Source organism: Polaromonas sp. P1_H6, assembly GCF_056405195.1.
Genome location: NZ_JBFUCN010000012.1, coordinates 38297 through 60841 on the forward strand (window position 1 = coordinate 38297; position 22545 = coordinate 60841).

The following is a 22545-nucleotide window of genomic DNA, read 5'->3' on the forward strand; positions in this document are numbered from 1 at the left end:
AATCGCACGCCATGGCCGCACCGCTTCACATCCGCATGCACCCTCGCGACAACGTCGCGATCGTCGCCAACGACGGCGGCCTGCCCGAGGGCACCGCCTTCGCGGACGGCCTGCGGCTGGTGGAGCGTGTGCCCCAGGGCCACAAGGTGGCGCTGGTGGATTTGCCGCAGGGCGCGGCGGTGCTGCGCTACAACGTGCCCATCGGCTATGCGCTGAAAGACATTCCCGCTGGCAGCTGGGTGCATGAGCGCCTGCTGCAAATGCCCGACGCGCGTTCGCTGGACAACCTGCCCAAGGCGACGGTGCGGCCCGAGCCGCTGCCGGCGCTGGAAGGCTATACCTTCGAGGGCTACCGCAACCCGGACGGCTCGGTCGGCAGCCGCAACATCCTGGCCATCACCACCACGGTGCAGTGCGTGGCCGGTGTTGTGGACTTTGCCGTCCAGCGTATCAAGGCCGAACTGCTGCCGCGTTTTCCCAATGTCGACGACGTGGTGGGGCTGGAGCACACCTATGGCTGCGGCGTGGCGATCGACGCGCCCGACGCCATCATCCCGATACGCACGCTGCGCAACATCAGCCTGAACCCCAACTTCGGCGGCGAGGTCATGGTGGTCAGCCTGGGCTGCGAGAAGCTGCAGCCCGAGCGCCTGCTGCCCCCCGGCAGCATACAGATCATCGACGAGCGCAACGTGGCCGACGTGGGCACGACGGCCGAAGCCGCACTGGACGTGGTCTGCCTGCAGTCCGAGAACCACGTCGGTTTCATGTCCATGATCGACTCGATCATGGAGACCGCCTTGTTGCACCTGGAGCGGCTCAACGCGCGCAGGCGCGAGACGGTGCCCGCCAGCGAACTGGTGGTGGGCGTGCAGTGCGGCGGCAGCGACGCGTTTTCCGGCGTGACGGCGAACCCGGCGGTGGGTTTTGCCACCGACCTGCTGGTGCGCGCCGGCGCGACGGTGATGTTCTCCGAAACCACCGAGGTGCGCGACGGCATAGACCAGCTGACCTCACGGGCCAGCACGCCGGAAGTGGCCGAGGCCATGATCCGCGAGATGGCCTGGTACGACGCCTACCTGCAAAAGGGGCGCGTGGACCGCAGCGCCAACACCACGCCCGGCAACAAAAAAGGCGGCTTGTCCAACATCGTCGAAAAGGCCATGGGCTCCATCGTCAAGTCCGGCAGCGCGCCCATCAGCGGCGTGCTCTCGCCGGGTGAAAAGGTCAAACAAAAGGGCCTGATCTACGCCGCGACGCCCGCCAGCGACTTTATCTGCGGCACGCTGCAGCTGGCCGCGGGCATCAACATCCACGTGTTCACCACCGGCCGCGGCACGCCTTACGGGCTGGCGGAAGTACCGGTGATCAAGGTGGCCACGCGTACCGACCTGGCGCGGCGCTGGCATGACCTGATGGACATCAACGCCGGCCGCATCGCCGACGGCGACGCCACGATCGAAGACGTCGGCTGGGAGTTGTTCCAGTTCATGCTGGATGTGGCCAGCGGCCGCAAGAAAACCTGGGCCGAGCACTGGAAGCTGCACAACGCGCTGGTGCTGTTCAACCCGGCGCCCGTGACCTGAGCCGTCCATCAACAACAAAAGGAGACAGACCATGAACATCGTTCCCTCAAATTCCCGCGCACTGCGCCTGGCTTTTCGGCTGCTGGCGGCAGCCGGCCTCGCGGCCTCCGCCGGTGCGGCTTCCGCCGCCACCTGGGTGTACGTGTCGAATGCCGACAGCCAGGAAATCTCGGTGCTCGAGCTGGACCGTGCCCAGGGCACGCTCAAGCCGGTGGAGACCGTGAACGTGGGCGGAGCCGTGATGCCCATGGCCGTGAGCCCGGACAAGCGCTTCCTGTATGCCGCGCTGCGTTCCCAGCCTTTCCGTGTCGTGAGCTTCGCTATTGACGGCGCCAGCGGCAAGTTGCGCAAGCTCGGCGAAGCGTCGCTGGCCGACAGCATGGCCAATATCGACACCGACCTGACGGGGCGCTGGCTTTTCGCGGCGTCCTATCCCGGCCACAAGATCACCGTCAACGCCATCGACAAGGAGGGCAAGGCCGGCGCCATCCAGCAGCTGATTCCCGGGATCGCGAATGCGCACGCCATCCATGCGGATTCGGCCAACCGTTTCGTGCTGGCCACCAGCCTGGGCAACGACAACGTGACCAGCTGGCGCTTTGACGCCGCCACCGGTGTGCTCTCGCCCAATGATCCGGCGCTGACCGCCTCCGCCGCAAAATCCGGCCCGCGCCATTTTGTCTGGGACAAGGCGCAGCGCTTTGCCTACCTGCTCAATGAGCTGGACGCGCAGCTCCAGGTGTTCGCCTGGGACGGCAGCCGCGGCACGCTCAAGCTGCTGCAGACCCGGACCACGCTGCCGGCGGGTTTTGCCGGCAAACCCTGGGCCGCCGACCTGCACCTCACACCCGACGGCCGTTACCTCTACGCCTCGGAGCGCACGTCCAGCACGCTTTCAGCCTTCCGTGTCGATGCCGCCACCGGTTTGCTGGAGTCCCTGGGCCAGACGCTCACCGAGAAGACCCCGCGCGGCTTCGCCATCGACGCCGCGGGACGTTACCTGATCGCGGCGGGCCAGGACTCGCACAGCGTGTCCGTGCACGCCATCGACGCCGCGACGGGCGCGCTGGGCGCACCGAAGCGGCTGCCCGTCGGCAAGAACCCGAACTGGATTGAAATCGTCGAGATGCCCTGAGAGGCCGAACAGTCCATCCACTCACCCCGACACAACACAACACAACACACCTGAAGGAGACACCCTCATGCAACGCCGTATCCTGCTCACTACCGCGCTGGCCGCCGTGGCCGGCCTTTCAACGCTGACCGCATTCGCCCAGGGCAACTGGCCTACCGGCAAGCCCATCACCTACCTGGTGCCCTTCGCCGCGGGCGGCACCACCGACGTGCTGGGCCGCCTGATCGGGCAGAAGCTCGGTACGGCGCTGGGCACCACCATCATCGTCGACAACAAGCCCGGGGCGGGCGGCAGCGTCGGTTCGGAAGTGGGCTCACGCGCCGCGCCGGACGGCTTCACACTGGTGGGCGGCACAGTCAGCTCGCATGCGATCAACGTCAGCCTCTATCCGAAAATCGGCTATGACCCGATCAAGTCATTTGCGCCCGTCACGCTCATAGGCACCAACCCACTGGTCCTGGTGGTCAACCAGGCCAGCCCCTACAAGACCCTGAAGGACGTGCTCGAAGCCAGCAAGGGCAAAAGCGGCGGCCTGTCGTCCGCCTCGGCCGGCACCGGCACCTCGCAACACCTTTCGCTGGAGTTGCTGGCTTTCCGCTCCGGCGTGAAGTTCACGCACATCCCCTACAAGGGCAGCGGCCCGGCCATCCAGGACGTGATCGGCGGGCAGGTGGACATGATGTTCGACACCAGCGTCGTGGCGGCACCGCACATCCAGAGCGGCAAGCTGCGCGCGATCGCGGTGACCTCCGCCAGCCGGCTGGCCTCCATGCCGGACGTACCGACGGTGGCCGAGTCCGGCTTGCAGGGCCTGGCCAACTTCGAAGTGCTGTCCTGGCAGGCCATCTTTGCGCCGGCGGGAACGCCCGCGCCTGTGGTCGACCGCCTGCACACCGAGATCGCCCGCATCCTGGCGGAACCTGAAATGCAGGGAAAGCTCAAGGGCTTCGGCATGGAGCCGGCCAATATGACGACGGCGCAGATTGCCGCTTTCCAGCGCGCCGAAGTCGCCAAGTGGGCGCAGGTGATCAAGGCGGCGAACATCAAGGCCGAATAACGCGGCATGCCCGCACGCTGATTCCAACAGAAACGTAAAAGCACATCACCATGACACAAGCAACTCCCTACCAACCGTTTCCCAACAGCTTCAAGCGCGACCTGTTGGCTGGAAAAAAGCTGATCGGCTGCTGGTCGTCGCTGGCCAATGCCATCACCACCGAGGTGCTGGGCGTGGCCGGCTTCGACTGGATCCTGCTTGACGGCGAGCATTCGCCCAACGATGTGGGCACCTTCATTCCCCAACTGATGGCGCTCAAGGACAGCCCCAGCGCGCCTTTTGTGCGGCCCACCAGCAACAACGAGGTCGAGATCAAGCGCCTGCTGGACGCCGGTTTCTACAACTTCCTGGTCCCCTTCGTCGAAAGCGCGGACGAGGCGCGGCGCGCGGTGGCCGCCACGCGCTACCCGCCGCAAGGCGTGCGCGGCGTGTCGGTATCGCAGCGCAGCAACCGCTACGGCACGGTGCCCGAGTATTTCAAGGGCATCAACGACCAGATCTGCGTCGCGTTGCAGATCGAAAGCAGCGCCGGTGTCGCGGCTTCGCGCGCGATTGCCGAGGTCGAAGGCGTGGACTGCATTTTTGTCGGCCCTTCCGACCTGGCGGCCGGCCTGGGCCACCTGGGCAACGCGAGCCATCCCGATGTACAAAAAGCCATTGCCGCCGTGTTTGCGAACGCCAAGGCCTGCGGCAAGCCCACGGGCATTCTGGCCCCGGTGGAAGCCGACGCGCGCCGCTACATGGAAATGGGCGCCACCTTTGTGGCCGTGGGCAGCGACCTCGGTGTGTTCCGCTCCGCGACGCAAGCCTTGCACGACCGTTACCGCGCCTGATCGGCGCCATCGTTTCCGACTGAATTTTTGACTGGAGTATTTTGAAATGAGCAAGCTTGGATTTATCGGCCTGGGCATCATGGGCAACCCCATGGCGGCGCACCTCATCGCGGCAGGGCACGAAGTTTTCATGACCACCTTGGGCAAGGTGCCCGCGGAACTGTTGACCGGCAAGGGCAAGGCCTGCGATTCCATCACCGACGTGGTGAAACAGGCGGACATCATCTTCCTGATGCTGCCTGATACCCCCGACGTAGCCAAGGTGCTGTTCGGCGAAGGCGGCGTGGTGGGCGCGCTGACCAAGGGCAAGACGGTCGTCGACATGAGCTCCATCTCGCCGATGGACACGAAAGAGTTCGCCAAAAAAATCAATGCCCTGGGCTGCGACTACCTTGACGCCCCGGTGTCGGGCGGCGAAGTCGGCGCCAAGGCGGCCAGCCTCACCATCATGGTGGGCGGCCCGCAAGCGGCCTTCGACCTCGTCAAGCCGCTGTTCGAGCTGATGGGCAAGAACATCACGCTGGTGGGCGGCAACGGCGACGGCCAGACCTGCAAGGTGGCCAACCAGATCATCGTGGCGCTGAACATCGCGGCCGTCGGCGAAGCCCTGCTGTTCGCCAGCAAGGCCGGCGCCGACCCGGCCAAGGTGCGCCAGGCGCTGATGGGCGGCTTTGCCTCCTCGCGCATCCTGGAAGTGCACGGCGAGCGCATGATCAAGCGCACCTTCGCACCCGGTTTCCGTATCGGCCTGCACCAGAAGGACTTGAATCTGGCGCTCAGCGGCGCGCGCACCCTGGGCCTGGCCCTGCCGCAGACGGCGGGCGCCGCCCAGCTGATGCAGGCCTGCGCCGCCAACGGCATGCAGGACCTGGACCACTCCGCATTGGTGCGGGCGCTGGAGCTCCTGGGCAACCACGAAGTCGCGAAATCGGCCTGAGCAGAAAGACAGGCGCGCACGAGGAGCCCGAGAGAGGTTCCCGACGCGGCGGAGGGGTAACCGCTTTTTAGACCTTCAGGAGACAAACATGGCTATCAATCGACGAGAACTTATTGCGGCTTCAGTGGCCATGGGTGTGGGCGCTGCAACCGGCGCCGCCAACGCCCAGGCCGGATGGCCGTCCAAACCGATACGCCTGGTGGTTCCTTACCCACCGGGCGGCTCTTCGGACATCATCGCCCGCGCCATCGCGCAGCCTTTGTCCGAAGCGCTCAAGCAGTCGGTCATCGTGGACAACAAAGCCGGCGCCAACGGTAACCTGGGCGCCGACATCGTGGCCAAGTCCGCGCCCGACGGCTACACGCTGCTGCTGTGCGACACCGGCGCGCTGGCCATCAGCCCTTCGGTCTACCCCAAGCTGAGTTTCGACCCGTCCAAGGATTTGCGCGGCGTCACCATGCTGGCGTATTCACCGCACCTGCTGGTGGTCCATCCTTCGGTGCCCGTCAGCAACCTCAAGGAACTGGTGGCGTTGTCGCAGAAGACCGAGTTGAATTTCGCGGTGACGGCCATGGGCAGCGCGCCGCACCTGGCCGGCGTGGCCGTCGAACGGGCCAGCAAGGCCAAATGGCAGTACATCCCCTACAAGGGCGGCTCACAAGCCGTCAGCGACACCATCGCCGGGCAAACCCAGATCCTCATGAACGGCATGCTGGCCACTTTGCCGCATGTGCAAAGCGGCAAGCTGAAAATCCTGGGCGTCTCCAAGAGCACGCGCATGCCGCTGATCGGCAATGTGCCGACGCTGGCGGAACAAGGCCTGGCGAACTTCGAGTCCGGCACCTGGCAGGGCCTGCTGGTGGCCAACGGCACGCCCGCGGCCATCATCAACCGCCTCAACAACGAGCTCATCAAGATCATCCGCAGCCCGGACATACGCGCCAAGCTGGCGGGGCAGGGCGCCGAGGTCGTGACCATGACGCCGGCGCAGCAGGACGGCTTCTTCAACCAGGAACGCAGCCGCTGGGCCAAGGTCGTCTCGGACGCCAACATCAAGTTAGACTGAAGAGTGTTTGCGTGAATTAGTGGTGATATCGCCGCTTGTCTTTGGACGGCGGCGAGTCATCCGTGTGAACATCCGTGAAGGGATTCAAACACTGACAAAATACGAGCCAGCCCGTCAGAGGCGGCCGTTACGACCTATCCAGGAGACAAAATTGCGTATTTCTTTCAAGGGGCTCTTATGCCTCTCTTTCGCGCTATGCGCGAGCACCGCGATGGCCCAGACCAAGCTGCGGGCCTGGAACATCCACCCCGACGGCTACCCGGTCTCGGAAGCCCTGAAGAGCTTTGTGGAACAGGTCGCCAAAAGCACCGGCGGCCGCTACAACATCGAGCTCTTCAACAACGGCTCGCTGGGTGACCAGCCCAAGGCGGTGCAGATGCTCAAGAGCGGCGAGATCGACGTAGCCGAATTCAGCTCCGGTCCCTTGTCGGACGCCGTGCCGGGCATCAAGGTGCTGAACCTGCCTTTCCTGTTCACCGATTCAGCCCATATGTTCCGCCACCTGGACGGCAAGCTGGGCGAGCGGTTTTCCGCCAACCTGAAAACCGCCGGCTTCGTGGTGCTGGGCTGGTATGACGGCGGCGGCCGTTCGTTTTACTGCGTCAAGCCCGTGAACAACATCCGGGACCTGGCCGGCATGAACATCCGGGTGCAGCAGTCCGAGGTCTACATCGAAATGGTGAAACTCATGGAAGCCAAACCGGTGGCCTTGCCTTTCAAGGAAGTGCTGGGCGCGCTGGAGCAGGGCAAGGTTGATTGCGCCGAGAACAACCTGCCTTCGTATGAATCCACCGGGCACTACAAGGTCGCCAAAAACGTCTACATGACCAACCACGTGATCTCGCCCGAGGCGCTGGTGGTGTCGACCAAGCTCTGGGACAAGCTCAGCAAGGAAGACAAGGCTGCGTTTAGCGAAGCCGGCGCCAAATCCGCCATCCTGATGCGCGAGCTCTGGAACAAGCGTGTCGCCGCGGCCCTGGAGACCACCACCAAGCAGGGCTCGCAGTTCGTCAAGGTCCGGGATGCCTCGCCCATGGTCAGGCGCATGGGGCCGCTGTACGGCAAGTACATGGCCGACCCCACCACGCGTGAAGAACTGCTGACCATCATTGCCAAGTGAGCGGCGCGGATTCTCCCCTGTTGCTCGATGCCGCGCGCTTCGCGCGCGAGATCGATGGCAAGCCGGTCAGGCTGTTCACGCTGCGCAACCGCAGCGGCATGGTGGTGTGCGTGACCAACTACGGCGCCAAGATCGAACAGGTGCTGGTGCCCGACCGCGAGGGCCGCCTTGACGACGTGGTGCTGGGTTACGACAGCATCGAAGGCGTGGTGGGCGGCTCGCCCTCCGTGGGCGCCTTTGTCGGGCGCTATGCCGGGCGTATAGAAAATGCGCGTTTCAAACTGGGCGGTGTGGAACACCAGCTGGCCGCCAACAACGGCCCGCACTGTCTGCACGGCGGCCTGCGCGGCTCACGCTTCCAGGTGTTCGATGCGGTGCAGCACAACGATTCCAGCGTGGAGATGCGCTATGTGTTTTCCGACGGCGAGGAAGGTTTTCCCGGAACACTGGCCTTGAACCTGACGTACAGCGTGACGGATGAGAATGAGCTGGTGCTCGATTACGAAGCGGTGGCGCTCGATGCGCCCACCGTGGCCAACTTCACCACGCATGCCTTCTTCAACCTCGAAGGCATGAACAGCACGCGGAGCGGCAGCGCTCTGGGGCATGAAGTCATGATTTGCGCGAGCCGTTATTTCGGGATGACGCCCGAACTGATTGCCACGGGCGAGCTGTTGCCGGTGGACGGGACGCCGTTTGATTTCCGGCAACCGGCGGTGCTGGATACGCGGGTGCACGGTCTGCAGGCCGCGGGCGGTGTCGCGGGCTACGACGACTGCTTCGCGATAGACCGCGACACAGCGGGTGAGCTGGCGCTTTGCGCGCGCGTGCGCGCGCCGGCCGGCGGCCGCGTAATGGAGGTCTGGTCGACCGAACCCACGATGCAGTTCTACACCGGCATGGTGGCCGGTGAAGCGCTGGCCGGTGGGCCGGGCAAGGGCGGCAGGCGCTACGTGCAGCAGCAAAGCCTGTGCTTTGAGCCACAGGGCTACCCGAACGCGCCCAACATACCCTCCTTCTCTTCGGCCGTCCATGCGCCGGGGCAGGGCCGCCAGGGCCGCACGCTGTACCGCTTCAGCACCTCATAAAAAGCTTGCGCATGTCAGAATGCACCGGCAACACACAACAAGGAGCCGGGCATGCAAGGGTGGAAACTGGGATGTTGGCTTGGGGTGATGTGGGTGGCGCAGATCGCGGGCGGGCCTGCCTGGGCGCAGCAGCCCGAGCGTGTGCCGCCGCAGGTCGTCAAACTGCCCCTGCTGGTCGACGGCAAGCAGTTTGAGGTCGTCACCCATGTCTACAAACCCCCCGGCGAAGGCCCGTTTCCGCTGGTGATCTTTTCCCATGGGCGGGCCCCGTCGCGCGTCGACAGGGCCAAGCTTGAATACCCGGTGCTGGTCGGGCATGCCAACTACTGGCTTCACAAGGGCGTTGCGGTGATTGCCCCGGTGCGGCCGGGTTATGGCGATACCGGCGGGATGGACCGGGAAGACTCGGGTGCGCGCTGGAACGGCAATGTCTGCAGTGGCGAGCCCGACTTCACGCGCGTGGCCAGCCGGGCCGGCCAGACGGTGGTCGCGCTGCACCAGTGGGCGCTGCAGCAGCCCTGGGTGCGCAAGGACAGGCTGCTGCTCGAAGGGCAGTCGGTGGGCGGCATGACCACGGTGTCGGTCGCCGCGCTTAACCTGCCGGGCGTTATTGGCGCCGTCAATTTCGCCGGCGGCTCGGGCGGCAACCCCGAGTCATCGCCGACCAAAAGCTGCGGACCGGAAACCCTGCGCAAGACCTATGGCGAGCTGGGCAAGCTGGTCAAGGTGCCCAACCTGTGGCTGTATGCCGAGAATGACCAGTACTGGGGGCCCGAAGCACCCCGCCAGTGGCACGAGGCCTTCAAGGCCGGCGGCAGCGACACGCAGCTTGTCCAGACCGGGCCGGTGCAGGGGCATGACGGGCATTCGCTGCTGACCTACGGCGGCAAGATGTGGTCGGTGCCGCTGGACGCCTTTGTGCGCAAGGTCGGGCTGACGGCGCCCTGACTGACCACGCCCTGAATTTTCGCCAGGCATAAAAAAGCCCGGCGCCTTGCGGGCCGGGCTTTTTTGAGGCGGGTAGCGCGTTTACAACGTATCGATAAAGCTGCGCAGCTTGTCCGAGCGCGAAGGGTGCTTGAGCTTGCGCAGCGCCTTGGCTTCGATCTGGCGGATGCGCTCTCGCGTCACGTCGAACTGCTTGCCGACTTCTTCCAGCGTGTGGTCGGTGGACATTTCGATGCCGAAGCGCATGCGCAGCACCTTGGCTTCGCGCGGCGTCAGGCTGTCGAGGATGTCCTTGACCACGTCGCGCAGGCCGGCCTGCATCGCGGCTTCCAGCGGCGCGGTGTTGGCGCTGTCCTCGATGAAGTCGCCGAGGTGCGAATCGTCGTCGTCGCCGATCGGCGTTTCCATGGAGATCGGCTCTTTGGCGATCTTCATGATCTTGCGGATCTTGTCTTCCGGAATCTCCATCTTGGCGGCCAGGATGCTGGCGTCCGGCTCGAAACCGAACTCCTGCAAGTGCTGGCGCGACAGGCGGTTCATCTTGTTGATGGTCTCGATCATGTGCACCGGAATGCGGATGGTCCGCGCCTGGTCGGCGATGGAGCGCGTGATCGCCTGGCGAATCCACCAGGTGGCGTAGGTCGAGAACTTGTAGCCGCGGCGGTATTCGAATTTGTCGACGGCCTTCATCAGGCCGATGTTGCCTTCCTGGATCAGGTCGAGGAACTGCAGGCCGCGGTTGGTGTACTTCTTGGCGATCGAGATCACCAGGCGCAGGTTGGCCTCGATCATCTCTTTCTTGGCGTCGCGCGAGTTGGACTCGCCTTCGTTCATGCGCTTGTTGATGTCCTTGAGCTGGGCCAGCGGCACCACCACGCGGGCCTGCAATTCGCCCAGCTTGGTCTGCAGTTCCTGGATGGGCGGCACGTTGCGGGCCATCACCACCGACCAGGGCTTGCCGGATGCGACCTGTTTTTCAACCCATTTCAGGTTCAGCAGGTTGGGCGGGAAATCCTTGATGAAGATTTCCTGGGGCATGCCGCATTTCTCGACGATGATGCGGCGCAGCTCGCGCTCTTTCTTGCGCACGTCCAGCACCTGGCCGCGCAGCATGTCGCAGAGCTTTTCAATGGTCTTGGCGGTGAAGCGCACCGTCATCAGCTCGTCGCTCAGGGCTTTTTGCGACTTCACGTAAGTGGGCGTGCCGTAGCCTTCCTTGTCGTAGGTCTTGTGGACCTTCTCGAACAGGGTGGCGATCTTGTCGAAGCGGCTGAGCGCTTCCTTCTTGAGTTCCTCGAGCTTTTTGGTCAGGGCCTTGGAGCCGCCCTTGCCGTCGTCGTCGTCTTCCTCGTCGAATTCGTCGAAGTCTTCCTCGGCCACGTAGTCGTCGGCCTCGTTGGGGTTGGAGAAGCCGTCGACCACGGTGGAGATGACGATCTTGCCTTCGCGGATTTCCTCGCCCAGGCGCATGATTTCAGCGATGGTGGCCGGGCTTTCCGAGATGGCTTCCATCATCTTCATGAGGCCGCCCTCGATGCGCTTGGCGATTTCGATTTCGCCTTCGCGCGTGAGCAGCTCGACCGTGCCCATTTCACGCATGTACATGCGGACCGGGTCGGTGGTGCGGCCGAATTCGCTGTCGACGGTGGACAGCGCGGCTTCGGCTTCTTCTTCGGCTTCCTCTTCGGTCGCGACGGTCGGGCCGGTGTTGTTCAGCAGCAGGGTTTCGGCGTCGGGCGCCTGCTCGTACACGGCCACGCCCATGTCGTTGAGCATGTTGACCACGACTTCCAGCGTTTCAGCGTCGACCAGCTTGTCGGGAAGGTGGTCGGAGATTTCGCCGTGCGTGAGGTAGCCGCGCGTCTTGCCGAGCTTGATCAGGGTCTTCAGGCGCAGGCGGCGCTTGAGCATGTCTTCTTCGGAGAGGACGGTCTCGTCCAGGCCGAATTCCTTCATCAGGGCGCGTTCCTTCGCCTTGCTGATCTTCATGCGCAGCGGCTTGACCTTCTCGGTCGTTTCCGCCACGGGTTCGCCGACCAGGTCGTCCTCAATGTCGGACAGGTCGAGGTCTTCGCCGTCCTTGGGCGCGGCGGTGGCGTTCTTGGGCTTGCGGCCGCGCTTGGCGCCGGTGGTGGCGGCAGGCGCGCTGCCGTCGGCTGCGGGGTTCTTGGGCGGGCGGCCGGGCTTCTTTTTCACGGGCACGTCGGCAGGGGCGGCGGCTAGGGGCTTGGATTCAGGGCTGGACTTGGTCGGCACGGCAGGAGCTTTCTTCAGGGGCAAATCGGAAACCACGGATTTCACGGTTTTCAGGGGGGCTTTGCTCACCAGGGCATTGGGTTTGCTGGGTTTGACAGAGATGGCGGTTTTTCCCGGTTTTTCAACCTTGGCGCTTTTGGCGGCAGGTTTGGCGGCGGCTTTGGCTGCTGCTTTGACTGGAGGCTTGCCTGCGGGCCGGGCAGCGGCTTTGGGCGCTGTCTTGGCTTTGGGCTTGGCGGCGGCTTTGGGCTGCGCGCCTTGCGGCTTTTTGGACGTGCTCGGCTTTTTCGGCTTGGCAGTAGGCATGGGACCTCCAGTAATCGGGAAAATTGTTCTAAATATCTATCAGCTACCAGTAAACAAAAATGCGCCTTGGCGCCTATGCAAAGCACAGGCACGGTGACAAGGATTCAGGGTCAGGAACGGGAGAGCGGAAAAACAGGCCGGGCAGCGCCAGAGGCACGTTGCGGTTTATTTTTCCGGGCAAGCTGTTTGGGCGAACATTTGGTGTGCAGTCCTTGCGGAATTCCCTGGGGGAAGTGGCCGTCTCATCTGTGAGTTCCCCGAAGTTTCGGGGTGGCCGGGCCGGAGGTGCTGCTGTCGCGCTTGCCGTCGAAAATCGGATTATACCCTGTTGCCTGTTTTTTGGGCGGTTTTTTGCCCCCAAAAACAGGTATTTTCCCGGTGCTTGCGGGAGCCTAGCGGGCGGTGTCGGCCGGGGCTTTGAGGCTGGCGGCCAGTTCCATGTAGCGTTGGCGGGCGTCCGGGTCGGTGGCGGCCCGGGCGGCCAGCTCGCTCATTTCCTGCTGGCGGCGCAGGCGCAGCAGCTGGTCCAGGATGCTGCGGACCTCGGTCCAGTCGCTTTCTATGCCTTCAGGGATTTGCGCGATCTGCGTCGTGGCATGCCTTTCGTGGGCATGGCCGCGCAGGCCCTCGCGCAGGGCCGCCCAGGGCTGGGGCCCGTGTTCGTGAAGCTGGCTCTCCAGCCAGACGAACAGCGGGCCGTGGGGCTCAGGCAGCTCGACCAGCAGATGGTGTTCTTCGGTGCTGAGCCGGTCCCAGGTCTGGGCTTCGGTCAGCAGCAGCCTGAGCACGCGGTCTTCGCGGCTGGCCGGCAGGATGCGCCCGGCCACGCGGCGCGGCGCCCGGGCGCTGCCGCTGCGCTCGCCGAAGCTGCGCCCCGGGGCTGACGGGGGCGGGTAATAACCGGAGGGCTCGGAGGCGCTGTAGTCGCGCTCTTCGGGGTAATCGGGCGGGTAGCCCCCCGGGTCGGGCATGTCCGCGTGGTGTACGGGGGCGGGCGCGGCGTCGGGCCTGTGGCCCTTGCCGGATCCGCGCGGCCCGCCGCTGCTTTTGTTGCCCGACTTGTAGCCCGTGGCGGCCGGCTGCCACAGCTGCAGCAGCTCGCGGCTGTCGATCAGCACCTTGTCGGCGATCTCGGCCAGCAACTGGCGCTTGAGGGCGCCGTCGGGCATGAGGTTCCACAGCGGGCGGGCATTGCTGGCCATGTGGGCGCGGCCCTCGGCGGTGTCCAGGTCGCAGCCCTCGGCGGCGGCTTCGAGCAGGAAGCGGCTCAGCGGCACGGCCTTGCTGACATAGGCGGCAAAGCCTTCCTTGCCGTGCTCGCGGATGTAGCTGTCGGGGTCGTGCTCGGCCGGCAGGAACAGGAACTTGACGGTGCGCACGTCGGTGGCAAAGGGCAGGGCGGCATCCAGCGCCTTGCGGGCGGCGCGGCGGCCTGCGCCGTCGCCGTCAAAGCTGAAGACCACCGAATCGGTGAAGCGGAACAGCTTTTGCACATGGTCGGCGGTGCAGGCGGTGCCCAGCGTGGCCACCGCGTTGGCAAAACCCAGCTGGGCCAGGGCTACCACGTCCATATAGCCCTCGGTGACCAGCGCATAGCCGTGCTCGCGCAGGGCGCTGCGGGCCTCGAACAGGCCGTAGAGCTCGCGCCCCTTGCTGAAGACCGGGGTTTCCGGCGAATTGAGGTATTTGGGCTTGTCGTCGCCCAGCACGCGGCCGCCAAAGCCTATGCATTCGCCCTTGACGTTGCGGATGGGGAACATGACCCGGTCGCGAAAACGGTCATAGCGCTTCGCCTCACCGGCCTGGTTTTCCTCGCCGGGTTCGCCGGTGATGACCAGCCCGCTTTCGACCAGCAGCGGGTCGTTGTAGTCTGGAAACACGCTGGCCAGGCTGCGCCAGCCCTCGGGCGCGTAGCCCAGGCCGAAGGTCTTGGCGACTTCGCCCGAGACGCCGCGACCCTTGAAGTAGTCGATGGCGCGCTCGGAGTTGCGCAGGGCCTTGATGTAGGCGACGCCGGCTTTTTCGAGCACGCTGGTGAGGGTGGCCTGCTGTTCGCGCATCTGCGCGGCCCGGGCGCGGTCCTGCGGCGAGACGTCGTCTTCGGGGACCTGCAGGCCGTATTGCTGGGCCAGGTCTTTCACGGCCTCGACGAAGTTCATGCCGCCGTGCTCCATCAGGAAGCTGATGGCGTTGCCGTTCTTGCCGCAGCCGAAGCAGTGGTAGAACTGCTTGGAGGGGCTGACACTGAAGGAGGGCGATTTTTCGCCGTGGAAAGGGCACAGGCCCATGAAGTTGGCGCCGCCCTTTTTGAGCTGCACGTAGCGGCCCACGATGTCCACCACGTCGGCGCGCGCGAGCAGTTCCTGGATGAATGTTTGTGGGATGGCCATGGGGGAGAGGGGGGTCAATTTAGCACACGCGTCCCGGCCCCCGGGAAGGGCGGTCCCTACGTCCTTGAGGGGAATGGGCGCTGGGCTGACACGCATTGGCGGCATCCGGCGGCAGCGGGAGCGCCCCGGCGCCTCCCACAATGGACTTTTCCCTGCCGCCCCGGGAGCGGGGCCATTCCAGACGCTTTCCCCCAACCTTGCCTATGTTGCCGGCCATCCCGGTGCCTTCGCGCTGCGGGTGCTCAAGGGTTTTCGCGCCAACCAGGGCTTGCTGCTGGCGGGGGCCGTGGCCTATTACGCGCTGCTGTCCGTCGTTCCGCTGCTGATCCTGGTGGCGATCGCGCTGTCGCATGTGGTGGACCAGCAGACCTTGCTGCAGGCGCTGGGCCGCTACATCGGCTGGCTCGCCCCAGGCCAGGGCGGCTACATCACGGCCGAACTGGCCTACTTCCTGGCGCACCGGGAGGTGCTGGGCTGGGTCTTGCTGGCCACCATGCTGTTTTTCAGTTCGCTGGCCTTCACGGTGCTGGAGAACGCGATGTCGGTGATCTTCCTGCACCGCGTGGCGATCCGCCGCCGCCATCTGCTGGTGTCGGCCATCCTGCCTTATTGCTACATCCTGTTTGTGGGCCTGGGCTTGCTGCTGGTGACGCTGGTGTCGGGAAGCCTGCAGGCGCTGGGCGAAAAAAGCCTGGACTTCCTGGGCTGGGAATGGTCGCTCAGCGGTTTTTCCGGCGTGCTGCTGTATTTGCTGGGCCTGATGGGTGAGGTGCTGCTGCTCACGTCGCTGTACATGGTGATGCCGGTGGGCCGGCTGCAATGGCGGCACGCGCTGCTGGGCGGGGCCACCGCCGCGCTGCTGTGGGAACTGACGCGCCGCCTTCTGGTGTGGTACTTCTCCACGCTGTCGCAGGTCGGCCTGGTGTACGGCTCGCTGACCACCGCCATCGTGGTGCTGCTGAGCCTGGAGGTCGCGGCCGCCTTGCTGCTGCTGGGCGCGCAGGTGATCTCGGAGTACGAGCGCCTGGGCACGGCCCGGCAGGACCAGCCTGCCAGGCCGATGCGCCTGGATTAATCGCCCAGCACAAGTCCCTCGCGCCGCGGATCGGCGCCGCCGAAGAAGCCCTCGGGCGTTTTCTGGATGGCCTGCAGGCCGCTGGTCATGGTCTGCTCGCGCACCTCGGCGCCGCGGCTGCGCAGCGCCTCGACGGTGGCCGGCGAGAAACGTTTTTCTTCCAGGATGCTGGGGCCGTTGAGCGAGCCGAAGTTGGGCAGGTCGATGGCCTGCTGGGCGTTCAGGCCCCAGTTCAGCGTGCCGTAAAGCGTCTTGGCCGTGAAGTGGATGATGAGCGCGCCGCCGGGGCTGCCGCCGCTCATGACGAGCTGGCCCGAGTTCTTGTCGAACACCAGTGTGGGCGCCATGGACGAGCGCGGGCGCTTGCCGGGCTGCACGCGGTTGGCCACGGGCTTGCCTTCGGCGTCCGCCGGCGCGAAGCTGAAGTCGGTGAGCTCGTTGTTGAGCAAAAAGCCGCCGGCCTTGCCGGTGCCGCCGTCGGTCATCAGGCGCGAACCGAACTGGTCCTCAATCGTGGTCGTCATGGCGATCGCGTTGCCGTAGCCGTCGACGATGCTGATGTGCGAGGTGCCGTACTCGGGCTGGTCGGGCATGGGCGCGTAAGCCGTCTTGACGGCGCCCGGCGCACCGGGTTTGGCGGTCTTCATGCTGGGGCCGGTGGGCTGTATCAGTTTGGCGCGCTCGCTCAGGTAGGCCGGGGCCAGCAGGCTCATCCAGCTGCCGCCGGGCGGCTGCACGAAGTCGGGGTCGCCCAGGTACTGGCCGCGGTCGGCGAAGGCCAGGCGTGAGGCCTCGGTGTACAGGTGCAGCCAGTCGGCCGAGGGAGTGGGCGAGACCGTGCCGGGAAGGCCGCCGGTGCCGGTGACCAGGCCCAGGGTGCTGGCCGGCGTGTTGTTCAGGATGCCGAGGATCTGCCCGACGGCAATCGCGCCCGAGCTGGGCGGCGGCATGCCGCACAGGCGGTAGGCCTTGCCGGCGGCGCTGTAATCGCTGCAGATCGGATCGCGCTTTTTGGGCTGGTAGCCGGCCAGGTCGGCCAGGGCCAGCTTGCCGGGGTTGGTGGCGTGGCCTTGCACCTTGGCGACGATGGCCTGCGCGACCTGGCCTTCGAGCAGCGCGCTCGATCCGCCGGCCGCGATCCGGCGCAGCACCTCGGCCAAGGCCGGGTTGCGCAGGGTCGCGCCCACGTCCACAGGGCTGCCGTCAGGCTTGTAGAAGTAGGCGGCGGCCGTCGCGTCTTTTTTCAGGTGCACTTCGCCCTTGAGCAGGGTGTTCAGGCGCGGGCTGACCTTGAAGCCGCCTTCGGCCAGCTGGATGGCCGGCGCGAACAGCTGGGCCCAAGGAAGCCGGCCGTACTGCTTGTGCGCCATCTCCAGCATGCGCACCGTGCCGGGGGTGCCGACGGAGCGGCCGCCGACCACGCCGTCGTAGAAAGCCATGGGCTTGCCGTCGGCGCCGATAAAGAGTTTCTCATCGGCGGCGGCGGGCGCGGTTTCGCGGCCGTCGAAGGCCTCGACCTTGCCGCCGCTGGCGTGCAGCAGGAACGCACCGCCGCCTATGCCGCTGGACTGCGGCTCCACCAGTGTGAGCACCATCTGCACGGCAATCGCCGCGTCCACCGCCGAGCCGCCGGCCTTGAGCACCTGGTAGCCGGCATCGGTGGCCAGCGGGTTGGCGGCGGCCACGGCGAACTTCTTCGTGGCCCAGCCCGGCTTGGGCGTGAAGCCCGAAGAACCTTCGGGCTGCATGTACTTGGCGCCGCGCGCGGCTTCGTCGGCCGGGACCTGGTAGGTGAAGGAGGAGGGGCTGCTGGCGCAGGCGGCCAGCAGCGCGGTCGCCGCCAGCGCCGGGAAGGCGTGTCTCATGGGATATCCTTGAATGTAGTTGTTGCTTGTCGCGGGGCCTGGGAACATCTCCTGCCCGCTGGCAAATATATCGAGCGGCCCCGCGCCCCACAATGGCGTTTCGGAGAAATCAGTCTTCCATGGAATTTGACAATCTCGATGCCCTGCGTGTGCTGCTGGCCACCGCGGAGACCGGCAGCCTCACGGGTGCGGGCAAGCGCTGCCGGCTTTCTACGGCCGCTGTCAGCGCGGCGATCAAGCGGCTGGAAACCTCATTGGGTGTGCGGCTGTTCGAACGCACCACGCGTGCCGTGCGGCCCACGGCCGAAGGCGCGGTCATGGTCGACCATGCGCGCCGCGCGCTCGAACTGGTGTCCGAAGGCCAGGCCAAGGTGCGCGCCGGCACTTTCGGCCTCACGGGCAGCATACGCATTACCGCCACGGCCATGCTGGCGCGCGAGATGCTCGCCTACTGGCTGGCGGAATTCGCCACCCTCCATCCTGGCATCGAGATCGACCTGCAGATCAGCGATGTGCGCGTGGACCTGGTGCGCGAAGGCATAGACGTGGCCCTGCGCAACGGGCCGCTGATGGATTCGACCCATTCGGCGCGCCTGCTGGCGCCGGCGCGGCGCGTGGCCTGCGCCAGCCCCGAGTACCTCGCGCGCCGCGGGACACCGCAGCAGCCCTGCGAGCTCGCGCAGCACGACTGCCTGGTCTGCCATGTGCGCGAGCGCCGGCAGGACCAGTGGCAGTTCGAATTGCAAGGGGAGGCCAGCGCGCCTTTCCAGGTTCGCGTGGCCGGGCCGCTGGCCTGCAACGACGCCTCGATCGCGCTGCAGTGGGCGCTGGAAGGGCGGGGCATCGTCTACCAGTCCGAGATCGACCTGATGGCCTCGCTGGCCGGCGGCAAGCTGGTGCGCCTGTTCGCGGGCCACCTGGGAGAGCCGGCGCCGCTCTACGCCGTGGTGCCGAGCCGGCGCTATGTGCCGGCCCGCGTCAACGAGGTGATAGACCGGCTGTCGGCGCTGCTGACCGACAGGCTGGCCGAGCTGCACCCGGCGTCACCCTGAATCGGCCAGTCGCGAAACTCAGCGTGGCGCGAGGCGGATGGCCCCGTCCAGGCGAATCACTTCGCCGTTGAGCATGTCGTTTTCGATGATGTGTTTGGCCAGCCGCGCGTAATCCTGCGGCGTGCCCAGGCGGGACGGGAAGGGAACGCCGGCGGCCAGCGAATCCTGCACTTCCTGCGGCATGCCGAAGAGCATGGGCGTGCCGAAGATGCCGGGCGCAATCGTCATGTTGCGGATGCCGTTGCGCGCCAGGTCGCGGGCAATCGGCAGGGTCATGCCGACGATGCCGCCCTTGGAGGCGCTGTACGCGGCCTGGCCGATCTGACCGTCGTAGGCCGCCACGGAGGCGGTGGAAATCAGCACGCCGCGCTCGCCGGTGGCTTCGGGCTCGTTCTTGCACATGGCATCGGCCGCCAGGCGGATCATGTTGAAGCTGCCGACCAGGTTGACGGTGATGGCCTTGCTGAACACGGCCAGGCTGTGCGCGCCGTTCTTGCCCACGGTTTTTTCGGCGGGCGCGATGCCGGCGCAGTTCACCAGGCCCATCAGCTTGCCCATGGCGACCGCCTTGGCCACCACGGCCTGGCCGTCGGCTTCCTGGCTCACGTCGCATTTGACGAAGGCGGCCTTGTCGGCGCCCAGCTCTTTGGCGATGGCTTCGCCCTTGTCGGCCTGCATGTCGGCGATGACGACCTTGGCGCCGTTGGCCACCAGCATGCGTGCCGTGCCTTCACCCAGGCCCGATGCGCCGCCGGTGACGATAAATACTTTGCCTGCGATATCCATGGTGTTCCTTGATGAAAGAGTGGGAGATTTAACGGGGGTTTGTGCGAACGCCGGGGCCCGCGCACAAGTCCGGGCGACATGACGTTAACGTAAACGTCAATTATGGCGCATGAAAAAAGCCCGGCGCCTGTCGGCGGCCGGGCTTTCGCAAAAAGAAAGGCGCTGGCTTACTTGTAGCCGACGCGGTCCAGCATCTGCTGCACCTTGAGCTGGTTGTTTCCCACGGCGCTGATCGGGATGGTTTCGGACTTGAAGCTGCCGTTGCCCGAAGGGCTCATGGCCTTGAGCGCCGGGTTGCTGACGCCCAGGCCCGGCACCGCGGCCCACTCGTTGTTGCCGTTGGCGAAGTACTCCTGCGCGCTCGGGCTGGCCAGGTATTCCATGAACTTGACGGCGTTGGCCGTGTTCTTGGCGTTCTTGGCGACGGCCGCGCCGGCGATGTTCACATGCGTGCCCCAGCTGTCCTGGTTGGGGAAGACCACGCCGACGCGGTCGGCCACCACTTTGTCATCCGGCGCGTTGGAGCGCATGATGCGCGCCAGATAGTAGGTGTTGGTCAGTGCGATGCCGCATTCGCCGCTGGCCACGGCCTTGATCTGGTCGCTGTCGCCGCCCTTGGGGTCGCGCGCCATGTTGGCCACCAGGCCTTTGAGCCATTGTTCGGCCTTGGCTTCGCCGATGTGCTCGGTCACGGCGCCGAAGAGCGAGAGGTTGTAGGGGTGGGCGCCCGAACGGGTGCACAGCAGGCCCTTGTTTTTCGGGTCGGCCAGCTTTTCGTAGGTGTCCACGTCGGCCTTTTTGACCTTCAGTTTGTCGAACACCACGACGCGGGCACGGGTGGAGAAGCCGAACCAGGTCGTGCCTTCGGCGCTTTCCTTGGCGCGCAGCTTGGCGGGAATGGCGGCTTCGAGGGCCGGCGATTTGATGGGTTTGAACAGGCCGTCCGCGTCGCCTTTCCAGAGGCGGGCCGCGTCGACCAGCAGGATCACGTCGGCGGGGGAGGCGGCGCCTTCAGCCTTCAGGCGTGCCAGGATGCCGGCGTCGTCGGCGTCCACGCGGTTGACCTTGATGCCGGTGGCCTTGGTGAAGTCGCTGTAGAGCTTTTCATCGGTCTGGTAATGGCGGGCAGAATACAAGTTGACCACCTGCTCTTGCGCTGATGCAAAACCTGCCAGCAACAGCAGCGACGAGAGAACTACCTTCTTGTACATAACTTTCCACTTTCTGACAGCTAATTTTTAAAGCCCGGCCATGATAAAGCAAATAAGAATCATTCTTGCCAGAGTCCCTACGTCACACAAGCTTTCGCGCGCGCCGGGATGGGGGCCGGGCGCCTGTCTTGCCCTGACGGTGATGCTGCTGGCCGGTTGCGGCACGCTGCCGACCGGCCCCGGTGCCCCTGTGTTGCCGCCGCCGGCCGAGGCCGCCAGAAAGCCGGTGCGCATAGGGCTGGCGCTGGGTGGGGGCGCGGCGCGCGGCTTTGCCCATGTGGGTGTGATCGCGGTGCTGGAAGAAGCCGGGCTCAAGCCGCAACTGGTGGTCGGCACTTCGGCCGGAAGCCTGGTGGCGGCGCTCTATGCCAGCGGCAAGACCAGCGCGCAGCTGCAGCAGACCGCGCTCAACATGGAAGAGGTTGCCATCACCGACTGGATGCTGCCCATCTTCGGGCGTGGCATGTTCCGTGGCGACGCACTGGCCCGTTATGTCAACGACCTGGTGGCCAACCGCACGATGGAACACATGGCGATTCCACTGGGCATCGTCGCCACCGACCTCAACAGTGGCCAGGCCGTGCTGTTCCAGCGCGGCGATACCGGCACGGCGGTGCGGGCATCCAGCGCGGTGCCGGCGGTGTTCCTGCCGGTGAAGATCAGCGGGCGCGAGTATGTGGATGGCGGGCTGGTCTCGCCGGTGCCGGTGCGATTTGCGCGGCAGATGGGCGCCGACATCGTGGTCGCGGTCGACATCTCCAGCCCGCCGGAAAACAATCCGGCCGGCGACACGCTGCAAATCCTGCTGCAGACCTTTGCCATCATGGGCAAAAGCATCAACCAGTACGAACTCAAGGATGCCGACGTCGTCGTGCGCCCCTCGCTCACCGGCCTCAAAAGCGCGGACTTCTCCGCGCGGCAGCGTGCCATTGATGCGGGCCGGGCTGCCATGCTGGCGGCGTTGCCGCAGCTCAAGGCTAAGCTCGAGGCTGCGGCGCTCGTTGCGCACAAGTAGCGGCCGCCGCCGCAAGCTAATTGCGCGCAAAAAAAAGCCCAATCTTGCGATCGGGCTTTAAGGGGTCCGTGAAAATGAATTTCGGAAGGGACCCGAGGAGACAACTGGCTTGAAATCCTGTTCAGTCAAACGGGATCTGCGAAACAGGCTCCATGAATGTGAGCGCGTAAAGCGCCATGATCAACGTTTTTTGGCGGTGGTCGTCTTGGTGGCGTTCACGGCCGAGGCAGCCACCGTGTTGAAGTTGGCTTCAGCGATGTCGCTGGCTTGCTTGACGGCTTTCTGGACCGACTCGAAAGCGTTGTTGGCTGCGGCGACGGCGCTCTTCAGGACAGCCACGGCGGTTTCGGAACCGGCCGGTGCGTTCTTGGCGGCGTTGTCGACCAGGCCGACGAATTTCTTCTGTGCATCAGCGGCCTGGCCTTCGAAGGTCTTGCCCAGTTCAGCGCCGGCGGCCGAAGCGATGTCATAGAGGTGGCGGCTGTAGGCGGCGGTCTTTTCAGCCAGGGGCTGGACCAGGCCGGCTTGCAGGGCCATCAGTTCTTGCGCGTCTTTCACACCCATCACGGCTTGCGTGTGGTTGGCGGTTTCAGCCAGGGCAGCCTTGGTGGCTTGCACGTTCAGCTCGACCAGCTTTTCAACGCCTTCGAAGGCTTTGTGGGTCAGGCCAAACAGGGTTTCGATGTTGGCTTTGTGGGAAGCGAGGACTTGTTCAGCGGTCAACATAATGAATCTCCAAATAGGTTTAGGTTTAGGTGAGGACAGTAGTTGCTTTGCGCTGAATTGCTGCACTGCAACATAAGCCCAAGTATAGGGAAT

At 65.2% G+C, this 22545-nt stretch carries 18 protein-coding genes; 12 read left to right on the forward strand and 6 right to left on the reverse strand.

Annotation, left to right across the window (positions count from 1 at the left end; translation table 11 throughout):
- Window positions 1-11: 11 nt before the first annotated feature.
- From garD to AC1D1F_RS12655, 9 genes are all read left to right on the forward strand, one after another.
- The gene (gene garD / locus AC1D1F_RS12615) at window positions 12-1586 is read left to right on the forward strand and encodes a galactarate dehydratase (protein WP_477677699.1); all 1575 of its coding nucleotides are present in this window, start codon (window positions 12-14) and stop codon (window positions 1584-1586) included.
- Window positions 1587-1617: 31 nt separating this feature from the next.
- Window positions 1618-2721 carry a lactonase family protein gene (locus AC1D1F_RS12620; protein ID WP_477677700.1) on the forward strand — a complete coding sequence of 368 codons (1104 nt, stop codon included), beginning with the start codon at window positions 1618-1620 and terminating at the stop codon, window positions 2719-2721.
- Between the two features lie 67 nt (window positions 2722-2788).
- On the forward strand, window positions 2789-3778 hold the full coding sequence (locus AC1D1F_RS12625; RefSeq protein WP_477700736.1) for a Bug family tripartite tricarboxylate transporter substrate binding protein: 990 nt from the start codon (window positions 2789-2791) through the stop codon (window positions 3776-3778).
- Window positions 3779-3828: 50 nt separating this feature from the next.
- Window positions 3829-4611: a 2-dehydro-3-deoxyglucarate aldolase gene (gene garL / locus AC1D1F_RS12630; protein WP_477677702.1), complete on the forward strand. Its 783-nt coding sequence runs from the start codon at window positions 3829-3831 to the stop codon at window positions 4609-4611.
- A 46-nt stretch (window positions 4612-4657) separates the two neighbouring features.
- Complete coding sequence (gene glxR / locus AC1D1F_RS12635; protein ID WP_477677703.1) at window positions 4658-5548, forward strand: 2-hydroxy-3-oxopropionate reductase; 891 nt, start codon at window positions 4658-4660, stop codon at window positions 5546-5548.
- Between the two features lie 88 nt (window positions 5549-5636).
- Entirely contained in the window at window positions 5637-6614 is a 978-nt protein-coding gene (locus AC1D1F_RS12640) for a Bug family tripartite tricarboxylate transporter substrate binding protein (RefSeq protein ID WP_477677704.1), read from the forward strand.
- Window positions 6615-6825: 211 nt separating this feature from the next.
- A complete protein-coding gene (locus AC1D1F_RS12645) occupies window positions 6826-7734 on the forward strand; it encodes a TRAP transporter substrate-binding protein (protein ID WP_477682391.1) in 909 nt (302 codons plus the stop codon).
- Entirely contained in the window at window positions 7731-8822 is a 1092-nt protein-coding gene (locus tag AC1D1F_RS12650; protein ID WP_477697120.1) for an aldose epimerase family protein, read from the forward strand. The genes AC1D1F_RS12645 and AC1D1F_RS12650 overlap by 4 nt, the downstream gene beginning before the upstream one ends.
- A gap of 51 nt (window positions 8823-8873) precedes the next feature.
- Complete coding sequence (locus AC1D1F_RS12655) at window positions 8874-9770, forward strand: dienelactone hydrolase family protein (protein ID WP_477700737.1); 897 nt, start codon at window positions 8874-8876, stop codon at window positions 9768-9770.
- An 81-nt stretch (window positions 9771-9851) separates the two neighbouring features.
- Here AC1D1F_RS12655 and rpoD read toward each other — a convergent pair whose 3' ends face one another.
- Together rpoD and dnaG are read right to left on the reverse strand one after the other, a co-directional pair.
- Window positions 9852-12332 (reverse strand): RNA polymerase sigma factor RpoD, encoded by a 2481-nt coding sequence (gene rpoD, locus AC1D1F_RS12660; RefSeq protein ID WP_477697118.1) that lies wholly within the window; start codon window positions 12330-12332, stop codon window positions 9852-9854.
- A 392-nt stretch (window positions 12333-12724) separates the two neighbouring features.
- Window positions 12725-14722 carry a DNA primase gene (dnaG, locus tag AC1D1F_RS12665; protein ID WP_477676858.1) on the reverse strand — a complete coding sequence of 666 codons (1998 nt, stop codon included), beginning with the start codon at window positions 14720-14722 and terminating at the stop codon, window positions 12725-12727.
- A gap of 73 nt (window positions 14723-14795) precedes the next feature.
- Between dnaG and AC1D1F_RS12670 the strand changes: the two genes are divergently transcribed.
- Window positions 14796-15797 (forward strand): YihY/virulence factor BrkB family protein, encoded by a 1002-nt coding sequence (locus AC1D1F_RS12670; protein WP_477700738.1) that lies wholly within the window; start codon window positions 14796-14798, stop codon window positions 15795-15797.
- Here AC1D1F_RS12670 and AC1D1F_RS12675 read toward each other — a convergent pair.
- A complete protein-coding gene (locus tag AC1D1F_RS12675; protein ID WP_477697117.1) occupies window positions 15794-17662 on the reverse strand; it encodes a gamma-glutamyltransferase family protein in 1869 nt (622 codons plus the stop codon). The genes AC1D1F_RS12670 and AC1D1F_RS12675 overlap by 4 nt on opposite strands.
- Window positions 17663-17781: 119 nt before the next feature.
- Between AC1D1F_RS12675 and AC1D1F_RS12680 the strand changes: the two genes are divergently transcribed.
- On the forward strand, window positions 17782-18714 hold the full coding sequence (locus AC1D1F_RS12680) for a LysR family transcriptional regulator (RefSeq protein WP_477697116.1): 933 nt from the start codon (window positions 17782-17784) through the stop codon (window positions 18712-18714).
- Window positions 18715-18732: 18 nt separating this feature from the next.
- On the opposite strand, the gene AC1D1F_RS12685 is transcribed toward AC1D1F_RS12680, so the two are convergent.
- Window positions 18733-19500 carry a 3-hydroxyacyl-CoA dehydrogenase gene (locus tag AC1D1F_RS12685; protein WP_477676854.1) on the reverse strand — a complete coding sequence of 256 codons (768 nt, stop codon included), beginning with the start codon at window positions 19498-19500 and terminating at the stop codon, window positions 18733-18735.
- Between the two features lie 167 nt (window positions 19501-19667).
- Window positions 19668-20711 carry an extracellular solute-binding protein gene (locus AC1D1F_RS12690; RefSeq protein WP_477676853.1) on the reverse strand — a complete coding sequence of 348 codons (1044 nt, stop codon included), beginning with the start codon at window positions 20709-20711 and terminating at the stop codon, window positions 19668-19670.
- A gap of 142 nt (window positions 20712-20853) precedes the next feature.
- Between AC1D1F_RS12690 and AC1D1F_RS12695 the strand changes: the two genes are divergently transcribed.
- Window positions 20854-21726: a patatin-like phospholipase family protein gene (locus AC1D1F_RS12695; protein WP_477697115.1), complete on the forward strand. Its 873-nt coding sequence runs from the start codon at window positions 20854-20856 to the stop codon at window positions 21724-21726.
- Between the two features lie 180 nt (window positions 21727-21906).
- Here AC1D1F_RS12695 and AC1D1F_RS12700 read toward each other — a convergent pair whose 3' ends face one another.
- A complete protein-coding gene (locus tag AC1D1F_RS12700) occupies window positions 21907-22455 on the reverse strand; it encodes a phasin family protein (protein WP_477654277.1) in 549 nt (182 codons plus the stop codon).
- Window positions 22456-22545 lie beyond the last annotated feature (90 nt).